Raw genomic sequence first — 17426 nt, forward strand, 5'->3', positions numbered from 1 at the left:
GGAGAGCCGATTCTCCAGCGTTTTTATTTTATCTGCTTATAAGCATCGATAAAATGGCTTGGGCTTGTGGTAATGATATAAGAAAATACCCCGCGAATCGTATGCAAATAGAAAAATCCATAATTAGCAGACAACAAGCGATACGACATATCGTGAACTTCTGTAATCGTGAACTCATAGGAAGCACAGGTCACTTTATCTTGATATAAATGGAGGTATTCTTCTGTTTGTGAAATCTTTTGCTGCTCCCATTCGATTTTTCGACTAGTGACAATGTATGGTTGAATTGCGTGAAGCATGAGTCCCTCCTTTTGAGTTTCCGTTTTTTAAACAGTGTAACAGAAGGTGGAGGAAAGGGACAAATAAAATTTAAATATTGTATGGGATCTCTTATCAATTAATATTTGATGTGTTCTCGGTTCACCTTTATTAAAGTAATATCTTTCGGGGAGTACTCCCTCTCTATACTCATAGTTTAGTTGTTCTAACCCTACAATACATTTCAAACCATCATCAATAAGAATTATTATCGTATACAAAGTGTTTATCTATATCAGCTATCACTTTATTTTCACAATAATTTTCCCCTTAGCTCTACCAGACTCAGCATATTCAAAAGCCTTTTGAATATCATCCATTAATACTATGCGATCAATAATAGGTACAATTTTTTTTGCTTCAATAAACTCTCGGATAACTTCTAATTGTATTCCACTCGGCTTCATAAATAGAAAATGATATTCTACTTGATACTGCTTTTCCAGAGCTGTCAGTTTTCTAGTAGCAAATTTGAATAGTAATGATTTCCAGTAATTCAAACCAGATGCTTTGGCAAAGCGATAGTTAGGTGTACCTGAAAGAGATACGATTTTTCCACCAGGTTTAAGAATTTTAAACGAATTTTTTAATACTTCTCCGCCTAATGTATCGTAAACATAATCATAATCGGACAATATATCTTCAAAATTTTCGTTTCTATAATTGATAACCTTATCCGCACCTAAACGTTTAACTAGTGCTTCGTTTTTACTGCTCGTAGTGGTTGCTACGTATGCTCCCATTAACTTTGCTAATTGAATAGCAAATGTCCCAACACCACCTGAACCAGCGTGAATAAGTACTTTATCATTCGGTTTTAATTGCATAATATCATGAAATGCTTGATAAGTGGCTAAGCCGACTAATGGTACCGCTGCCGCTTCTTCAAAACTTAAATTTTTCGGTTTTATAGCAATATCATCTTTATGAATGGCAATGTATTCTGCAAATGTTCCAATTCTAGACTTTCTTGGTCGATCATATATTTCATCACCTACCTGGAATTCAGTCACATTCTCCCCCATTTTTACAATAACTCCAGAAAAGTCGTTACCTAAAACTAGTGGCATTTTATAATTTAACAGCATCTTTACTTTACCATCACGCACTTTATAATCAATGGGATTTATACTTGCTGCATGGATCTCTACTAATACATCATCAGAAGAAATCTTTGGAATTTCTATTTTTGTTAATTCTAAATTTTTTTGACCATAGTGATTGATTACTGCGGCATTCATATATTTATTCATTGTTGTAACCTCCACATTCGGTTTAATCGTTTAATTATTTAAACTAACGAACATGTTACGGTGGAATATTTAAATTGTCAACCATAACATCATCTACTGATTTGTTGACAATAATAAAGAACGATGGTTTAATGGTTTAAAAATACAAACCAAGGAGAGTTTTTATGGAAGGTTTAGAACAATTAAAAAAAGAATTTAACGATATTAGTGATTTTCTGATTGCTTTAGGTGATGAGAAACGTCAATCTATTATCATTACGCTTTTACAACATAATTCATGTAAAGGGCTACGTGTCATCGATTTAACTGATGCGACTCAATTATCTCGACCAGCAGTGTCACATCATTTAAAAATTTTAAAACAAGTTGGGCTTATCGAAATGCGCAGTGAAGGAACTAAAAATTATTATTTTCTATCGCATAAAACTACTGAAATTGATAAATTAAAAAAATTATTAAATCACGTTACAACTATTATTGAAAAAAGTGAGGGGAAAAATGAAGAAAATTTTAGTAGTTTTAACTAATGTAGCGAGATACGAAAATACAACTGAGGCTACAGGATTATGGATTGGTGAAGCTACAGAATTTGTTGAGGAAGTAACCAAAAGTGGATTTGAAGTAGATTATGTCAGTCCTAGGGGAGGATTTGTACCTATTGATCCACGTAGTATGAAATATGTTGACGAATCTACTTTTTCTATCTATGAAAGTGAAGATTTTCAAAATCGAGCATTAAGAAATTCTATGCAACCTTCAGATATTAATCCCAATGATTATATTGCAGTTTATTATACTGGTGGTCATGGGGTTATGTGGGATTTCCCTAATAATTCTGAATTACAACAACTTAGCTTAGCTATTTATAATAACGGTGGTTATATTGTATCAGTTTGTCATGGTATAGCAGGTTTATTAAATATTAAAGATAAGAATGGTGATTATCTTATTAGAGATAAGAAGATTACAGGCTTTACTACAACTGAGGAAATTTTAAGTACTAAAAAATCTATTGTACCATTTTTAAACAAAGATATAGCTATAAAACATGGAGCGATTTTCCAGAAAGCTAGAGCCTTTCGTTCTTTTGTAGTGCAAGATGGCAAACTAATAACTGGTCAAAATCCTTTTTCCACTAGGGAAGTTGCTGAGAAGTTGCTAACTAATTTATAAATTAAGTGTCGAATATTTTTGTGTAAATGACTTTAAGACCTTTTCAAGCAGATTGTCACTTTGATATTCGATTGAACTTTTTCTGAAAATCAATTTCCAAAATAGGGATAAATCCTGAACACTCTATATGCTCAGGATTCTTTCATCATAAATTGAATAGTTTCAGTTAAGCCTTCTTCATAAGGGGTTTGTGGCAAGGGACCGATTTCTTTTTCGTATGTTTCCCCGGATACAATAACAGGGTCTTCATATAAATACATCATTTCGACCACTTCTCGCATATTGCGGCTAAATAAAGATAGGAAGCGGATCATTCCTTTGTTCACTTGGGAGAAGGAATGCGGACGATCCGTGATTTGTTCGAGTAACTGTTTTAATTGTTGACCGCTGAGTGTTCCAGCCCCTGGAATATTCCAATGTTTATGATAAGCATGGTCAAGAGTAGATAATTCGATTAATGCTTTCGCGCCATCTGGCGTATAAATAAATTCACGTTGTTTGCGAATGTCTCCCACATACATCGCTTTTTTTCCTTTAATAATATTTTGAAGCGTCGTATGCATCACTGTACTCGTTGCATTTGGACCATAAAAGTCAGGAAAATGAGCTTGGACAGTCGGCACTCCCGAATGAGTATATAATTCTTCGAGCTGAAGACGGATTTTTCCTTTTTTCGTATGTGGATGTTTTGGAGTCATCTCGGTGATTTTATGCCCAGGATTTCGTCCGTAGGCGTAAATATTATCAACGACAGCTAGCTTGCAATCATTCGTTTTCGCTGCCTCTATAATATGTTTATTCAGCATCACGAGCTTTTCTTCCCATAACTCATAAGGGATATTGACCGCATGATAAATAATATCTACTCCGTTGGCCGCTTTTTTCAACTCCTCTAGGTGAAAAATGTCACCTGCTATAATGTGGACGTTTGGTAATGCCTCAAATAATTGATCCAACTTAGCTTTCGTTCTAGCAAAGGCAATCGTTTCAATCCCTCTTCTACTAAGCTCTTTGACAATCGCATACCCCATTCCACCTGTTGCCCCTACTACTAAAGCTTTCTCCATATTCTCCACCTCCGAATTAATTAACCACTGTTCAATAAAAGGGTAAAAAAATTAGTTTGATTGGATTCCTTTTAATAAAAACTGTATATGAGCTTCTGCTAGTTCTCGGACATCTGCCATCGTTTGTCCGCTGCGGCAATACATCGTCACAAATCCATGAAGGCTAAGAAATAGTAACCAAGTTTCTTTCAGAGTAATTTGTCCAGGATATAGCTCCATAATGACAGAAGCAAATCGCTCATAGCTGACATCTGGCGCATTTTCTCTGTAGCTTTTTAATTCTTCGTCCTTGATCAAAAACATGATTTCATAATCACTTTGATTGTTCATACCATACTCGATAAAGCCAAGCAGTACTTTTTCTAGTTTTTCCTCTGGAGAAAGTGAAGAAGCGATTACCTCTTCAAGTACTTTATTCAGTTTAGAAAAATTAGCTTTCACTAAGGCAAAGAATAATTCTGCTTTGTTTTTAAAGTGATAATAAATTGCCCCGTGACTGTAATTTAGTTTTTTCGCGATTTGTCGCATGGAAGTATGTTGGTAGCCATTCTCTACAAACAAATCGCTAGCAGCTTCCATAATCATTTCGCGTGTCAATTCATTCTCCACGGCTTTTCTTGGTGTCATCTATACGTCTCCTTTCTTTTATTGACCACTGGTTAATAAAAGTATATATAATTATTTCATGCTCGTCAATCAGAAACTAGCTAATTAAGGCTATCTTATCAAGATGAGATAGCCTTAATGCTTAATACCACCCTTGAAACTGATACAACGCATGCGCTTGTCGTAAATACATCGCTTGTGGCGTATATTTCATGAATCGATTTCTTAGTGTAACTAAGAGCGGGTTGTCTAGTTGAGCCACTTTACCAAACATCCATGACTGATTAGATATTTTTTCAATTCTTTTTCTTCTCTTAGCTTCATATGCGACAAAGGCTTGATGGAAGTCTGAATGATGTTGCATACATTCTGCAATAATTCTAGCATCTTCAATCGATTGACAGGCCCCTTGTCCCATATTAGGAGTGATCGCATGAGCAGCATCCCCAATAAATAAAGTACGCTGGACAAAAAATTTCTTCAGCGGAACAATGTCTACAATATCACGGTGAATCATTTGATGATCCTTTGTAGTTTTTAATAGACTAGGGATCGGATCATGATAATCTTTGAAATGATGGTATAAGTCTGCCGCTGTATAACGAGAGTAATGCGTATCGTTTGCAGCTGCATTCACTAAAGCATACCAATAAATTTGATTATGAGGAAGTGGCACGATACCGAAGCGACCTTTCGTTCCCCATGTTTCTATGAAATCATTCATGTTTGAAAGGTTTTCAGCGGAAACAACACCTCGCCAGCATGTATACCCTGCAAAACGATAATCATCATTTTGAAATAGCTGTTTGCGAATGACCGAATGGATGCCATCAGCTGAAATTAGAATGTCTCCCGTTGTTTCACTGCCATCACTAAACTGAATGTGGACACCACTGTCATCTTGCTTAACCTGTGTGCAGTGTTTTCCCCATTCGACAGTACCAGGATGAAGGACAGAAAGTAATAAATGGTGCAAATCTTTTCTATGTATGGAATACATTTTTTGATATTTTTCTGGAACAGGTAATTGGTTAATAGCTTTCCCTTGATCTGTTAACAATCGAAAACCGTTACTTTGCTTTCCGCTACGGATTAATTGATCCGAGATTCCGTACGGCTTAAGAGCTTGTAATGCATTCGGCGCAATAATAATTCCGGCACCAGCAACTGTTGGCTCTTCATTTCTTTCGTATACTTTTACATCGATCCCTATTTTTTGAAGTCCAATAGCTGCACAAAGACCTGCAATTCCACCACCGATAACGATCACTTTATGTTTCATAATTTACCCTCCATATATAATCGCTACAATAAAAGCTAAAGATAAAAAAGCACAAAGTGGGATATAAAAATACGTATCCATCATCGAGAATTTTGTTTTTCTCTTTTTCTTACTGATTCCAAAGTAATTAAAATCACCAACGACTCTAAGAGCAAAAACAATCGCACAAACCGAAGCACCTACTTGAACAATCAAATACGTTTCAGATAAGTGAATGTGATTAGCTTGCAGAAGGAGAATAAATGCTGCCGCGCTTAACAAAAAGGCGACAACAAGAGTAATAATGACACTCGGAGAAAAGGTTCGTTCCCCCTCTTGTTCTGGGAGAACAGCGGCGATTCCCCACTTTCCACCAAATGCCCAAAAAACGTGAAGCAAGCTAACAGCAAACAATATACATGCAGCTAATAAAGTGATTGTCATCATCATGTTTTCTCTCCTATTCTTTATTAATTCCTTCCCATACGACATCCAAATGCTGTTGAAATAGGTCTCTAATATCGGATGTTTGAGGTTGTAATAACGACCATGACATCATTGTGTGGAAATAGGTGCCCATGATGGTAGAAGCAATGATATCCGTATCCCATTTACTTTCTAGTTGTCCATTTTGCTTTGCGTGATCGATGATGGAAGTGATCGTTTCTTGTAACTGATGGACACTTTTTGATTCGTTCTCAACTACATAAGCTGATTTTACGATTTCCACTAACACATGTTTCATTAGCTCCCCTTGTTCGATGTATCTAAACAATAAATCGTTTAGAATACATTGAATTTTTTCTTTAGGATGTTGAAGATGTTGGTGCTTTTCCATGCTGTCCTGTAATAACTCGATTTGTGAATCCCCTAAATACAATAAAATCTGTTCTTTCTTTGCAAAATAATTAAAAAATGTGCCTTTAGCAATGCCACATGCAGAAGCAATTTCTTGAACCGTTACCTTTTCATAGCCCTTTTCTTTAAATAGTTGGACGGCTCGCAGAAAAATTTGTTCTTTTAGTTCTTTTTTTCGACTTTCTCTAAGCATACGATCGACTCCTAACCGAAAATGACCTTGGTCATGTATTGACTAAGGTCATTTTAAAGTATATTTTCTTTTCTGTCAATTGAGGTGTTTATACTCAAATAGAAAGTAACGCTTTCGCAATACCAATGAAGTATTCAGATTCGCGGATGATATGATTAATGACGGTTTTAGCTACGGGATTTTTTTGAACAGCGGCACTGTTCTCTTTAATTTGTCGGCACAACTCAATGAATTGTTCGCTTTGCTTTAGGCAAAATTCGGTTAGCTTTAACACTTCTTGATAAAGTATCGCTGGAATATAGCTAGTTGAGCGGTTGATGGCTTCGATTACTCTGACGATCTTTTGATGTGTTGCTGATAAGGAGGCTTCCCATTTCTTTAAGGCTTCTACGTATTCTTTCTCTAAGTCTGGCAATAGTTCTCGAATGACGACGGTATGTTCTTCTTCTTGATGCTTCCAAAATTCAGCCTCGTCTAATATGCGTAGCGGCATTTGCGGGCCGTAATAAAATTGCACAAAATTCACCCTTCCATCACTTGTTTAGTACATGCTATGACTGCGAGTAAAGAAGTATGAGTAACTTACCCGCATACTTTATGCAAAGGCGGTCAGACTAACAGGGAATGTTGTTGAAAGGAGAATGATGCTGATGAAGCAGAAAAAAGAGCAAGGCATGGGATCTAGACTGATGAATGAAGAAGAAGCGATTCAAGCTGTACAGAAAGCGGACAGTACGGATAATGGGATGAGTATTACTCAGGAGCAAATAAACGACGTGTATAATGAAGGAACGATTGATCAGAGGCAAGAACGACGATAGGAAAAGAGGTTTTTTCCTCTTTTCCTATTTGCAGTGAAAATATTTCCACAAAAATTATTTCCCCGGCAAGCGCAGGATTTGACAAGAAGTTCTATTGTTTTTGAATAGTGTTCTTTTTATCATCGACAAAATTACGAATAGTATTTAAGTAAACCACTGTATTAATTTCTCATAATTTGTTCTTTTACTTCATTAATTATCCTATTTCTATTCTCAATTTCTTTAGGATTAATTCCTTGGTCTAACCAAATTGTTGGTAGATTACCCCTTTCTGTATATTTCAAGGCTGTTTCAAAAATATACTGAGAAGAACCACCTAAATCTAAAAGAACTTCAGCTATCAAAATGAAGAAGGTCATTTCCATTTCTTCTGACTTACTTCTACTATTTGAATAATAGTCTATCAGAAAGTGAGCACAGTCTTCTAATCCATTAGTATTATTGAGTGAAAAATCTTCCTTTAATTCTTCTCTTAAATTGAAAAATGAATAAAATTCTTTTTTCATGTCGTTCAAAATTTATTTAACCCCCTTCTCGATCCATGGATTATATTTATCTTTATTATAAAGACTGATCACTTACCAATCGAGTCAAATAGTATTGGTCATCCATTATATTGATGGGCATCTTTATGAGTACTTGATACTGTCTCAGCTTGCCGCTCTAACGTGTATGTTAGCCACCCTCTAATTCCCAAAATGATTTTCTTCATCATAGTATGGTAAGATAAAGGTAGATTTTTTGTACGGAGGAGAGGTTTGATGGCAAATACTCATATTTTTACCCGTGGTGAGGAGATTGCGAATTCGATTACTCATGGGGTTGGGGCCGTTCTTAGTATTGCTGCATTAACGTTATTAATTGTTTTTTCAGTTCTTTTTGGGGATGTGTGGCATATCGTGAGTTTTACGATTTTTGGGGTGACGATGCTGCTGCTTTATTTATCCTCTACGTTAGTGCACAGTTTTCCTCAAGGGAAAGTGAAGGATTTATTTGAGATTTTTGATCACGCATCCATCTATCTTTTCATTGCTGGGACGTATACACCCTTTCTATTTTTAGCGGTAAAAGGAACGCTTGGCTGGACGTTGTTTGCTGTCGTGTGGGGATTAGCAATTGCTGGTACAGTGTTTAAATGTTTCTTTGTGAAAAGGTTTTTGAAAACCTCCACCTTTTTATATGTGGTCATGGGCTGGTTAATTGTATTTGCATGGGATACTTTAGTGCAAAATATTTCGATGACTAGTTTAGTCCTGCTCGTTACTGGGGGCATTTTATATACGTTAGGTGCCATTTTTTACGTATGGCGAGGGTTTAAATTTCATCATATGGTGTGGCATTTGTTTGTGCTCGCTGGAAGTGTCAGTCACTTCTTTTCTGTGCTTTATTTATTGCCAAGTCACTAAAAAAATCGGAAGAGGCCTGTTACAGCCCTTCCGATTTTTCATTCTGAATAATAAATCACCACAAAAAAAGTCGTGATCCGCTCCGTCGTGTTTTTATATAAATGCCTGTCTTTTGCTTGAAAATGTAGGGCTTCGCCTTGATGCAATGAATATTCCTCTCCCTTGACTTCCACCGTAAGCTCGCCTTCGCTCACTAAAACATACTCTTCGCAAATAGGATGATGTTGATCTGCTTCATGGGTAAACCCTGGCTCTAGTTCAACAAAAAAGATTTCGAATTTTTTATCAGGATGAAAGGGGAAAAGCGAGTAAACTAAGTAATTTCCTTGGTCATCTATGAGTGGCTGGAGCTGGTCCTTCTTAATTTGAGTCACCTGTGCCGCTTTTTCCTTCATAAAAGTAGAAAACGAAACGTTGAGCCCATTCGCTATCTTCCAAAGCGTTGTCACAGTAGGGTTCGTGTTGCCTTTTTCGATTTGAGCAAGCATGGCTTTACTGACCCCTGTCAGTTCAGCTGTTTGATCTAAACTTAACCCTCGCTTCTTTCGAATTTCGGCCAAATTTTTTCCGATGATCTGCTGTAGAGAATTCATATTCATCCTCCTCTATTTTTCTTATTGATGATTATATCATACAAATGTATAATATATTAAACAAAAAAGGAGGGGTTATGTTGGAAGTCGCCCAAGAAGAACAGTTAACGTTTGTACAAGGAGTGAAAGATTGTGTCCCAACGTTATTAGGGTATATCAGCATTGGATTTGCGGCAGGAGTTGTCGGCGTGGCTTCGGGGCTAAGCGTTATGGAAATAGCTTTAATGTCTATGCTTGTTTATGCGGGAGCGTCACAATTTATTATTTGTGGTATGCTAGCGACAGCTAGTCCCCCGTCGGCGATTATTTTTACCACATTTATTGTGAACTTACGTCATTTTTTATTAAGTGCCACGTTGGCTCCTCATTTTTCGCAATATTCTTTACTGAAAAACACAGGCATTGGAGCGCTTGTGACCGACGAATCATTCGGTGTGGCTGCCAGCAGAATTTTCAGCTCTAAACCAGTCAATGACCGTTGGATGAATGGGCTGAATTTGACGGCCTATGTCACATGGATCGCCGCTTGTGTCGTCGGAGCCATTCTCGGAAAGTGGGTGTCTGATCCTGAAAAGTTCGGATTGGATTTTGCATTGACAGCAATGTTTGTCGCTTTACTCGTATTGCAGATTGATAGTTTAAAACGTTCACAGTTAATGCATTATTTATTTTTAATTTTGATGATGGTCGCTTGTATGTATGTGTTATCTTTTTTTCTATCGATTGATCTAGCAGTCATCTTATCGACTGTCATTGTCGCAACAATTGGGGTGGTGACGAGCAAATGAGTGTGAATTTAACGGTCTTACTTGTCATTATCGGCTGTGCCATCGTGACGTTCATTCCTCGGGTAGCTCCCTTCCTCATTGTTAGGAATGTAAAGCTACCTGAACCGGCGATGAAATGGTTATCTTTTATCCCGGTTTGTATTTTGACGGCGCTTGTTGTTGGCAGTGTCATCGAAGGCGAACCCGGTCAGTTGCCTCGTTTAAACAGTGAAGTCCTCATGGCGTTAATACCAACCCTTCTATTGGCCATTTGGACGAAAAGCTTGTTAGTGACGGTCATTGCTGGGGTCGTGTTGATGGCTTTTATTCGGGCATTTATGTAAAGGGGGTTTCATGAAATAATGGATTCACGAGCATTAAAAAGTGAGCCTACATGGCTACAAAGCTATATAGATTCTCCAGAAAAGCAAAAGCAGCTTTACCGACGGACGTTACTCATTGTGGTCATGTCGCAAATTTTTGGTGGAGCGGGACTGGCCGCTGGTGTGACAGTTGGTGCTCTTCTTGCGGAAGAGATGCTCGGCACTAACAGTTTAGCTGGGATGCCGGCTGCCCTCTTCACCCTTGGCTCTGCGTTAGCTGCCTGGCTTGTTGGGAGATTCTCTCAACGCTATGGCCGCCGCTTCGGTCTTGCGGCAGGATTCATCACTGGTGGGATCGGAGCGATTGGGGTCGTGACAGCCGCTGCCTTTGATCAGATCTTTCTGCTTTTTGCTTCATTGTTCATCTATGGCGCAGGCACAGCCACAAACCTGCAAGCTCGCTATGCAGGTACAGACTTAGCGGCGCCAACACAACGGGCCACTGCTATTAGTGTCGCGATGGTCTCGACCACTTTCGGTGCGGTGGCTGGGCCTAACTTAGTCAGTGTCATGGGCGAGTTTGCTACCTTTATTGGCATTCCAGCTCTAGCCGGTCCTTTTATTTTAGCGGCTGTCGCCTTTATTTTAGCTGGGCTCGTGTTATTGATTTTTCTCCGTCCTGATCCGCTCATTGTAGCAAAAGCACTGGCTGATGCGAAGATTTCGGACGATAGTAAGCAGTCAGTGCAAAAGGTTGAAGCAACAGCGATTCACAAACGAGGCATGATGGTTGGAGCGACGGTCATGGTGTTAACTCAAATTATGATGGTTGCCATTATGACGATGACACCTGTACATATGAAACATCATGGTCATGGATTAAGTGAAGTGGGAATGGTGATTGGTATTCACATTGCCGCCATGTACCTTCCCTCTCTTGTCACTGGTTTTCTCGTAGACAAAGTGGGGCGAACGATCATGGCGATTGCTTCTGGTGTCACTTTGTTATCAGCCGGTTTGCTAGCCGCTTTCGCCCCGACCGATTCTATGCTCGGATTGACGACTGCGCTCGCTCTACTTGGGCTTGGCTGGAACTTCGGCTTGATTAGTGGGACAGCACTGATTATCGACTCCACTTCCCCCTCTACTCGTGCAAAAACACAAGGAACCGTTGATGTTTTGGTCGCTTTAGCCGGGGCCTCTGGGGGTGCGATGTCTGGCATGGTAGTCGCTCACTCCAGTTACGCTACCCTCTCACTGGCAGGAGGAGTTCTTGCACTGCTTCTTGTTCCAGTGGTCATTTGGTCGAGGCGAAAAGTCAATACAGAGTAATATTTATAAAAAGCTCAATTTCTCAGTGTTAGAATGGAGAAATTGAGCTTGTTCGTTTATTTCAAACGATAGCAATTTTGGAATAGTTATCGCTTGACCATTTAGATTAAGCTAAGTTGTGAGAGGAGTTGTTTGATATGACGAGACATAAGCGGCCAGCTTTGCTATATTTATCCCAATCTTTTGCATCGCAGTTATTCTTTTGGATGGTTTTTACTGTGAATCTTTTATATTATGTACAAGTTGTAGAAATGAATGCTTTGCAATTGGTACTCGTGGGAACAGTATTAGAAATAACGGTTTTAATATGTGAAATTCCTACGGGTCTCATTGCTGACTATAAAGGGAGAAAATTCTCTATTGTTCTAGGTTATTCATTAATCGGACTGGGGTTTCTTATTGAAGGTTTATTCCCTACATTCACTGCCATTTTGATTGCACAAGTCGTTTGGGGGGGTGGATATACTTGCATAAGTGGTGCATTACAAGCATGGGTCACAGATGAAGTGGGGTTAAACAAAGTAGATAAAGTATTTATAAATAGTACAAAATACGAAAATGTAGGTAATTTATTCGGTATTTTACTAGCAGTAGTCATTGGATATATTTCGGTACAAGCTTCTATACTTATTGGCGCCATTGGCTTCTTACTTTTATCTCTTTATTTATGGAGAACTATGACTGAAACAAAAGTGATCGATGAAAAGAAAAAAGAGTCTCTTTCTTTTATACAAAATATAAAATCAATAGTATCTAGCGTCTTTTCTTCATTTAAAGCGAACATTATATTGCGTTATGTTCTTTTAATTGCTTGTATTGTAGGTATTTACAGTGAAGGATTTGATCGCCTGTGGATCTCACATATAGCCGACATAATAGAAGGAACTTTATCAGAAAAGCATATGATTTTCGTTGTTGGCGGTGTGCAATTTGTTACATCTATTTTTACGATTATTGTTTTTCAGTTTTTAAATCGAATGTCGGAGAAAATACAATTTAAAAGCCTATATAAAGGTTTACGATTAAGTTATTTTATCCTGATTCTAGCGTTAATTTGTTTTGCTTTTTCAACAAACTTAATCGGCTTAATTTGCTTTTTCATCATCATTCAAGTCATTCGAGAGGTAACGTCTACTTTTGAAAATATATGGTTTAATCAATTAATTACAGATTCTTCAAAAAGAGCAACCTTCTTTTCAGTCAAAGGACAGGTAGATGCTATTGGTCAAATTGGAGGAGGTCCTGTAGCTGGTTTGATCAGTCAATATACATCCATTAAAATTGGTTTAGCTGCAAGCGCCCTTCTACTATCACCTGTTCTATTTATCTATCAAAAATTGTTAAAAACGAGAGACTAGCTTTGTCTCTCGCTTTTTCTGCGAATCGGAATGTAGATCTCCATCATAACTAGGTGATGTTCCCACGGATGACATCTTTCATCATAAAATTCAAAATCATAGCTGGTCTCATCAATCTCATAACCAGACATCGGAAACCAATAGTTTAATATATAGTTCCAAGTACCTTTAACAGAATTAACAAAATCATTAGGCGGAACTAAAGGTGTACTAAAAACGGCAAAGGTAGAAGCTGGAATGGTTATTCTTTGGAAATCTTCTAATAAAGGTTTATCTACTTTTTCGTCTAATACTCCGAAAAAATAAGTGAATTTGGACCAATCATTTGTATGAGCGATATTCAAACAAAATTCTCCATGTGTGGAAGGTGAAAATGTGTCATAAAGTGTTCTCTCAATTTCACCATCAGTGAGCTTGTTATCATACCAATAAGTTGGTGCATCTTTTGTCGTTCTTACATCTTTCATTTCGATATTATAGGCTCTTCCGACAATTACGAATGAATCCTTTACAATCATTTTTGGCTGATAGATCATCCCACCCGTTTTATTTAACTTTAATTCTTCTAAATGAATGGCAGGTGGTTCTGCGTTTGGACAATGCATACGATAAGTAGCAGGTGATACGCCAAGCACTTTTTTAAATGCTTTGGAGAATCCTGCGTACGATTCATAGCCATAGTTAAAGGCAATATCATTCATACTTGTCTGTTTACTCATATCTTTCAAGGCAAATTGTAGTTTTCGCTTCGTCACATATTCCATCGGTGTTTCACCTACAACTTCTTTGAAAATTCTCGAAAAATGAAATGGTGAATAACCAATATGTTTGGCTAAGTCCTGTATCGATATTACTTCATGAATATGCTGATCGATGTAATCAATCACTTTTTGAAAAGTTATTATGTATTCCATATCGTCACCTAGTATTATTTAATTCATCATTTAGTAAACACTTATTATATCAAAAAAATACCATTATCACCCCTAGTGGGTCATCTTTTGTTTTTGTGATATATTTACACATTAATAGAAAGGTGTTATATACTAAAGGATGTTGCGATGATCGCCACAGAATTTAATCGATCAGCGAGATTTTTAACATAATCAAAGGACTGCTTTTCGCTATCCTTTTGGGGGGATATATATGTCATTTGAGCAATGCCAACGTATTAATTCGCTAATGGCTGGTTTTGATAGAACTTGGTTTTTTGTTGGCGGATGGGCTATTGACCTTTTTGTCGGTAAAGAAACAAGAAAACATCAAGATATAGAGTTTGCCATTTTTAGAAAGGACCAAATTTATTTAAAAAATTATCTCAAAGGATGGAAGTATAAAAAGGTCATTAAAGGTGAGTTTCATGCCTGGGGAAATGAGTTTTTAGAATTACCAATTCACGAAATACATGCTTCAAATGGTTTGAACGATGAAAACATAGAAATACTACTTAATGAAACGAAAGAAGATAATTGGACATTCCGACGAGATTTAAGAATTTCCTACCCAATAAATTCTGTTTGGAATATTACTAAAACAGGAATTCCATACTTAAAACCGGAAATTGTACTTTTATATAAAGCGAAAAACACAAGAGAAAAAGATTATCAAGACTTTGTTGCCGTAAAGGATTATCTTGAAGACGATCAAAAAAAATGGCTTCGAGATGCATTAGAAATACATGAACCAGAACATAGCTGGATTCAATTTCTGAGTTGAATGTTGGTTGACTTTAAGAACGTTTTTCACCAATCCACACAAAATCCCGTCGCAAAGCTGACAAACCAACTTTGCGACGGGATTCTCTTTTTCACTTTATTTAATTTCTATCTTTCTGCATGTAATCTCTTCCAATGCTTCCTTATCAATTTCAATTCCCAGCCCAGGCCTATCTGATAAGGTAATTGAATTTTTTGTAAATGGAAGTTGTGAAACATCCTTTGAAAACATCAAAGGCCCAACAAGCTCATGGCTTTGAATCGCTTTTTTTGCAGTGGCTAAGTGAAATCCTGCTGCACTTGCAATTGAGGATTCGACCATGGATCCGACCTGGCAGGTGATTCCGGCCATTTCCGCAATATGAACAAGCTGGCTTCCCTTGTATAATCCACAACATTTCATTAGCTTAATATTGATTTTATCGGCAGCTCTTTTCGTGATGACTTCGCGTATTTCCTTTAAACTGTGAAATCCCTCATCAATCATCACTGGAATCGTGGTTTTCGCTCTTACTTCCGCTAAGGCGTCGATATCATGAGCGACAACAGGCTGCTCCATCCAGTCGATCTCACAATCCTCTATTTTCCGAATAACCGAAAGTGCCTCTGATGCGGTTTGCCATCCTTGGTTGGCATCAACACGGAGAGGGAAATCAGGACCGATGGCTAAACGTACCGCTTGAATCCGTTCAACATCTTTTCTGGCATTGGTTCCAACCTTTAGTTTAATCGAGGAATACCCCGCATCCTTGGCTTCCTTTGCTTGCCTTGCCATTTCTTTCGGCTCTAAAATGCTTAACACTTTTGGTATATCCAGCTGTTCGTGATATCTTCCGCCTAATAGATTGAAAACAGGCAAACCTGCTTTTTTCCCCATCAAATCATAACAGGCAATGTCAACAGCTGCTTTTGCCGAAGGATTGCCTAACAGAAGCTTATCCATTTTTTCATGAATTACTTCAATGCGAAATGGGTCTTCGCCGATGAGGGCTGGTACTAGAAACTCTGTTAACGCAGAAATTGTGCTATCAAAGGTTTCGCCTGTCACATGCTCATCAGGTGTCGCCTCCCCATACCCGGTGATTCCCTCATCGGTATGGAATTCTAGAATCACAGACGGCATATTTTCATACGTGTGATAACTAATAATAAATGGCTCAGCAAAGGGGAGTTGGATCCCATATACTTTAGCAGATGTTATTCGCATGACTCTTCCTCCTTATGTAAAAATTCAATAACAGCTTCTGACAGCAATTGTACCGCCGGAACCATCATTGTTTCGTCAATATCAAACTTTGGATGATGATGGCCATATGGGGTGTCCTCTTTTCCTACCCCGATAAAGGTGTACATCCCGGGAATGCAGTTTGTATAATAGGAGAAATCCTCACTGCCAAGTTGTTGTTTAATTTCCACAATCTTCTCTCTGCCGAATAGCTTGGCCGCTTTTTCTTTCATTAACGAATACAACTCGGTATCATTCACAACAGCAGGATCGCCGTATGTATAGTCTAATTCATATTCTGCACTGTAAGAGGCCGAGAGCCCATGTAAGATTTCATCCAACCGTTTATGTACCTGCATCGAAACTTCTGTACTGAATTGCCGTACCGTTCCGGATAAGGTGGCACTGTCAGGAATGACATTATAGGTCGTGCCTGATTTCAGCTCTCCAATGCTGACAACGGCCTGTTCTAATGGATGCAGGGACCGGCTGATGATCGTGTGAATTTGGATGATTGCAAGCGATGCGATCAAGGTAGGGTCAATCGTTTCATTTGGCATCGAACCATGGCCACCTTTTCCGATAATCCGGATGGTGAATTTATCTGTACCGGCCATGACCGGACCTTGTTTAACACCGATCGTCCCTAGCGGAAGCGGCTGCCAAAGGTGGTAGCCAAAAATGCCATCCACCCCTGCAAGTCCCTGATTTGCGACAATTTCATTGGCACCGCCCGGAACGGTTTCTTCCGCATGCTGAAAAATAAACCGGATGGTTCCGTTTATTTTGTGCTGATGTTTTTTGAAAAAGTGAATCAGACCAAGTAAAATAGCCATATGCCCGTCATGTCCACAGGCATGCATCGTTCCTTTGCTTTTTGAAGCAAACGGTAGGCCTGTTTCCTCCTCCAGTGGCAGTGCATCCATATCTGCCCGGATGGCGGCTACTCTTCCCGGATTTGCTCCTTGAAGGTCAACCACTACATCTTTTCCCGTAAAGGAAAATGGCTTTAATCCTAATGATTTCAGTTCTCTTCTGATAAACTCCCGCGTTTTCACTTCTTCATGGGACATCTCGGGATATTGATGGAAATGGCGGCGGTAACTCACCATTTGTTCCTCTAAAATAGACCAATTCATATTGTTCCCTCCTTTGTA

The 17426-nt window shown here is 38.3% G+C and carries 22 protein-coding genes and 1 pseudogene; 9 read left to right on the top strand and 14 right to left on the bottom strand.

Annotated features, from left to right (window positions below):
- Positions 1–23 precede the first annotated feature (23 nt).
- From ACSVDJ_RS08705 to ACSVDJ_RS08715, 3 genes and pseudogenes are all read right to left on the bottom strand, one after another.
- Positions 24–299 (bottom strand): hypothetical protein, encoded by a 276-nt coding sequence (locus ACSVDJ_RS08705; RefSeq protein ID WP_100402768.1) that lies wholly within the window; start codon positions 297–299, stop codon positions 24–26.
- Positions 300–401: 102 nt separating this feature from the next.
- Positions 402–509: pseudogene (locus ACSVDJ_RS08710) on the bottom strand (GrpB family protein); the annotation flags it as partial.
- Positions 510–560: 51 nt separating this feature from the next.
- Complete coding sequence (locus ACSVDJ_RS08715) at positions 561–1559, bottom strand: NADP-dependent oxidoreductase (protein WP_439169051.1); 999 nt, start codon at positions 1557–1559, stop codon at positions 561–563.
- 176 nt (positions 1560–1735) lie between these two features.
- Between ACSVDJ_RS08715 and ACSVDJ_RS08720 the strand changes: the two genes are divergently transcribed.
- Positions 1736–2098 (top strand): ArsR/SmtB family transcription factor, encoded by a 363-nt coding sequence (locus ACSVDJ_RS08720; RefSeq protein ID WP_439168080.1) that lies wholly within the window; start codon positions 1736–1738, stop codon positions 2096–2098.
- A complete protein-coding gene (locus ACSVDJ_RS08725) occupies positions 2070–2744 on the top strand; it encodes a type 1 glutamine amidotransferase domain-containing protein (RefSeq protein WP_439168081.1) in 675 nt (224 codons plus the stop codon). The genes ACSVDJ_RS08720 and ACSVDJ_RS08725 overlap by 29 nt, the downstream gene beginning before the upstream one ends.
- A 131-nt stretch (positions 2745–2875) precedes the next feature.
- Here the strand turns inward: ACSVDJ_RS08725 and ACSVDJ_RS08730 are convergent, their stop codons facing one another.
- From ACSVDJ_RS08730 to ACSVDJ_RS08755, 6 genes are all read right to left on the bottom strand, one after another.
- Positions 2876–3811, bottom strand: coding sequence for an SDR family NAD(P)-dependent oxidoreductase (locus ACSVDJ_RS08730; RefSeq protein ID WP_439168082.1), 936 nt, complete (start codon positions 3809–3811; stop codon positions 2876–2878).
- 51 nt (positions 3812–3862) lie between these two features.
- Positions 3863–4438 (bottom strand): TetR/AcrR family transcriptional regulator, encoded by a 576-nt coding sequence (locus ACSVDJ_RS08735; RefSeq protein WP_439168083.1) that lies wholly within the window; start codon positions 4436–4438, stop codon positions 3863–3865.
- Positions 4439–4559: 121 nt separating this feature from the next.
- Positions 4560–5699 (bottom strand): FAD-dependent oxidoreductase, encoded by a 1140-nt coding sequence (locus ACSVDJ_RS08740; protein ID WP_439168085.1) that lies wholly within the window; start codon positions 5697–5699, stop codon positions 4560–4562.
- Positions 5700–5702: 3 nt separating this feature from the next.
- A complete protein-coding gene (locus tag ACSVDJ_RS08745; protein ID WP_439169052.1) occupies positions 5703–6125 on the bottom strand; it encodes a DUF3995 domain-containing protein in 423 nt (140 codons plus the stop codon).
- A gap of 13 nt (positions 6126–6138) precedes the next feature.
- Positions 6139–6729 carry a TetR/AcrR family transcriptional regulator gene (locus tag ACSVDJ_RS08750; RefSeq protein WP_439168087.1) on the bottom strand — a complete coding sequence of 197 codons (591 nt, stop codon included), beginning with the start codon at positions 6727–6729 and terminating at the stop codon, positions 6139–6141.
- A gap of 94 nt (positions 6730–6823) precedes the next feature.
- Positions 6824–7246 (bottom strand): DUF2935 domain-containing protein, encoded by a 423-nt coding sequence (locus ACSVDJ_RS08755; protein WP_439168088.1) that lies wholly within the window; start codon positions 7244–7246, stop codon positions 6824–6826.
- Positions 7247–7379: 133 nt separating this feature from the next.
- On the opposite strand from ACSVDJ_RS08755, the gene ACSVDJ_RS08760 reads away from it, so the two are divergent.
- Positions 7380–7550 (top strand): DUF4025 domain-containing protein, encoded by a 171-nt coding sequence (locus tag ACSVDJ_RS08760; protein ID WP_439168090.1) that lies wholly within the window; start codon positions 7380–7382, stop codon positions 7548–7550.
- Positions 7551–7711: 161 nt separating this feature from the next.
- Here ACSVDJ_RS08760 and ACSVDJ_RS08765 read toward each other — a convergent pair whose 3' ends face one another.
- Entirely contained in the window at positions 7712–8056 is a 345-nt protein-coding gene (locus ACSVDJ_RS08765) for a hypothetical protein (protein WP_518620507.1), read from the bottom strand.
- A 255-nt stretch (positions 8057–8311) separates the two neighbouring features.
- On the opposite strand from ACSVDJ_RS08765, the gene trhA reads away from it, so the two are divergent.
- Positions 8312–8956 (top strand): PAQR family membrane homeostasis protein TrhA, encoded by a 645-nt coding sequence (gene trhA, locus ACSVDJ_RS08770; RefSeq protein ID WP_439168094.1) that lies wholly within the window; start codon positions 8312–8314, stop codon positions 8954–8956.
- A gap of 38 nt (positions 8957–8994) precedes the next feature.
- Here the strand turns inward: trhA and relB are convergent, their stop codons facing one another.
- A complete protein-coding gene (relB, locus tag ACSVDJ_RS08775; protein WP_439168096.1) occupies positions 8995–9549 on the bottom strand; it encodes a type II toxin-antitoxin system RelB family anti-toxin in 555 nt (184 codons plus the stop codon).
- Positions 9550–9626: 77 nt separating this feature from the next.
- Here relB and ACSVDJ_RS08780 point away from each other — a divergent pair, with 77 nt between their 5' ends.
- From ACSVDJ_RS08780 to ACSVDJ_RS08795, 4 genes are all read left to right on the top strand, one after another.
- On the top strand, positions 9627–10337 hold the full coding sequence (locus ACSVDJ_RS08780) for an AzlC family ABC transporter permease (RefSeq protein ID WP_439168098.1): 711 nt from the start codon (positions 9627–9629) through the stop codon (positions 10335–10337).
- The gene (locus ACSVDJ_RS08785; RefSeq protein WP_439168100.1) at positions 10334–10660 is read left to right on the top strand and encodes a branched-chain amino acid transport AzlD family protein; all 327 of its coding nucleotides are present in this window, start codon (positions 10334–10336) and stop codon (positions 10658–10660) included. Before ACSVDJ_RS08780 ends, ACSVDJ_RS08785 begins: the two co-directional genes overlap by 4 nt.
- 18 nt (positions 10661–10678) lie before the next feature.
- The gene (locus ACSVDJ_RS08790) at positions 10679–11971 is read left to right on the top strand and encodes an MFS transporter (protein WP_439168102.1); all 1293 of its coding nucleotides are present in this window, start codon (positions 10679–10681) and stop codon (positions 11969–11971) included.
- 137 nt (positions 11972–12108) lie between these two features.
- Entirely contained in the window at positions 12109–13329 is a 1221-nt protein-coding gene (locus ACSVDJ_RS08795; RefSeq protein WP_439168104.1) for an MFS transporter, read from the top strand.
- Here ACSVDJ_RS08795 and ACSVDJ_RS08800 read toward each other — a convergent pair.
- On the bottom strand, positions 13326–14243 hold the full coding sequence (locus ACSVDJ_RS08800) for an AraC family transcriptional regulator (protein WP_439168106.1): 918 nt from the start codon (positions 14241–14243) through the stop codon (positions 13326–13328). The two genes, ACSVDJ_RS08795 and ACSVDJ_RS08800, sit on opposite strands and share 4 nt — an antisense overlap.
- Positions 14244–14475: 232 nt before the next feature.
- Between ACSVDJ_RS08800 and ACSVDJ_RS08805 the strand changes: the two genes are divergently transcribed.
- Entirely contained in the window at positions 14476–15045 is a 570-nt protein-coding gene (locus ACSVDJ_RS08805) for a nucleotidyltransferase domain-containing protein (RefSeq protein WP_439168108.1), read from the top strand.
- A 96-nt stretch (positions 15046–15141) separates the two neighbouring features.
- On the opposite strand, the gene ACSVDJ_RS08810 is transcribed toward ACSVDJ_RS08805, so the two are convergent.
- A complete protein-coding gene (locus tag ACSVDJ_RS08810) occupies positions 15142–16251 on the bottom strand; it encodes a mandelate racemase/muconate lactonizing enzyme family protein (protein WP_439168110.1) in 1110 nt (369 codons plus the stop codon).
- On the bottom strand, positions 16242–17408 hold the full coding sequence (locus ACSVDJ_RS08815; RefSeq protein ID WP_439168112.1) for a M20 metallopeptidase family protein: 1167 nt from the start codon (positions 17406–17408) through the stop codon (positions 16242–16244). The genes ACSVDJ_RS08810 and ACSVDJ_RS08815 overlap by 10 nt, the downstream gene beginning before the upstream one ends.
- Positions 17409–17426: the final 18 nt, after the last annotated feature.

This window comes from Bacillus sp. Hm123, from assembly GCF_051842975.2.
Classification (GTDB): domain Bacteria; phylum Bacillota; class Bacilli; order Bacillales; family Domibacillaceae; genus Bacillus_CE.

Excerpts from the sequence above, each read along its gene's own strand:
- ACSVDJ_RS08705 (WP_100402768.1), bottom strand. The coding sequence starts at position 299 with ATGCTTCACGCAATTCAACCATACATTGTCACTAGTCGAAAAATCGAA.
- ACSVDJ_RS08715 (WP_439169051.1), bottom strand. The coding sequence starts at position 1,559 with ATGAATGCCGCAGTAATCAATCACTATGGTCAAAAAAATTTAGAATTA.
- ACSVDJ_RS08720 (WP_439168080.1), top strand. The coding sequence starts at position 1,736 with ATGGAAGGTTTAGAACAATTAAAAAAAGAATTTAACGATATTAGTGAT.
- ACSVDJ_RS08725 (WP_439168081.1), top strand. The coding sequence starts at position 2,070 with ATGAAGAAAATTTTAGTAGTTTTAACTAATGTAGCGAGATACGAAAAT.
- ACSVDJ_RS08730 (WP_439168082.1), bottom strand. The coding sequence starts at position 3,811 with ATGGAGAAAGCTTTAGTAGTAGGGGCAACAGGTGGAATGGGGTATGCG.
- ACSVDJ_RS08735 (WP_439168083.1), bottom strand. The coding sequence starts at position 4,438 with ATGACACCAAGAAAAGCCGTGGAGAATGAATTGACACGCGAAATGATT.
- ACSVDJ_RS08740 (WP_439168085.1), bottom strand. The coding sequence starts at position 5,699 with ATGAAACATAAAGTGATCGTTATCGGTGGTGGAATTGCAGGTCTTTGT.
- ACSVDJ_RS08745 (WP_439169052.1), bottom strand. The coding sequence starts at position 6,125 with ATGATGACAATCACTTTATTAGCTGCATGTATATTGTTTGCTGTTAGC.
- ACSVDJ_RS08750 (WP_439168087.1), bottom strand. The coding sequence starts at position 6,729 with ATGCTTAGAGAAAGTCGAAAAAAAGAACTAAAAGAACAAATTTTTCTG.
- ACSVDJ_RS08760 (WP_439168090.1), top strand. The coding sequence starts at position 7,380 with ATGAAGCAGAAAAAAGAGCAAGGCATGGGATCTAGACTGATGAATGAA.
- ACSVDJ_RS08765 (WP_518620507.1), bottom strand. The coding sequence starts at position 8,056 with ATGAAAAAAGAATTTTATTCATTTTTCAATTTAAGAGAAGAATTAAAG.
- trhA (WP_439168094.1), top strand. The coding sequence starts at position 8,312 with ATGGCAAATACTCATATTTTTACCCGTGGTGAGGAGATTGCGAATTCG.
- relB (WP_439168096.1), bottom strand. The coding sequence starts at position 9,549 with ATGAATTCTCTACAGCAGATCATCGGAAAAAATTTGGCCGAAATTCGA.
- ACSVDJ_RS08780 (WP_439168098.1), top strand. The coding sequence starts at position 9,627 with ATGTTGGAAGTCGCCCAAGAAGAACAGTTAACGTTTGTACAAGGAGTG.
- ACSVDJ_RS08785 (WP_439168100.1), top strand. The coding sequence starts at position 10,334 with ATGAGTGTGAATTTAACGGTCTTACTTGTCATTATCGGCTGTGCCATC.
- ACSVDJ_RS08790 (WP_439168102.1), top strand. The coding sequence starts at position 10,679 with ATGGATTCACGAGCATTAAAAAGTGAGCCTACATGGCTACAAAGCTAT.
- ACSVDJ_RS08795 (WP_439168104.1), top strand. The coding sequence starts at position 12,109 with ATGACGAGACATAAGCGGCCAGCTTTGCTATATTTATCCCAATCTTTT.
- ACSVDJ_RS08800 (WP_439168106.1), bottom strand. The coding sequence starts at position 14,243 with ATGGAATACATAATAACTTTTCAAAAAGTGATTGATTACATCGATCAG.
- ACSVDJ_RS08805 (WP_439168108.1), top strand. The coding sequence starts at position 14,476 with ATGTCATTTGAGCAATGCCAACGTATTAATTCGCTAATGGCTGGTTTT.
- ACSVDJ_RS08810 (WP_439168110.1), bottom strand. The coding sequence starts at position 16,251 with ATGCGAATAACATCTGCTAAAGTATATGGGATCCAACTCCCCTTTGCT.
- ACSVDJ_RS08815 (WP_439168112.1), bottom strand. The coding sequence starts at position 17,408 with ATGAATTGGTCTATTTTAGAGGAACAAATGGTGAGTTACCGCCGCCAT.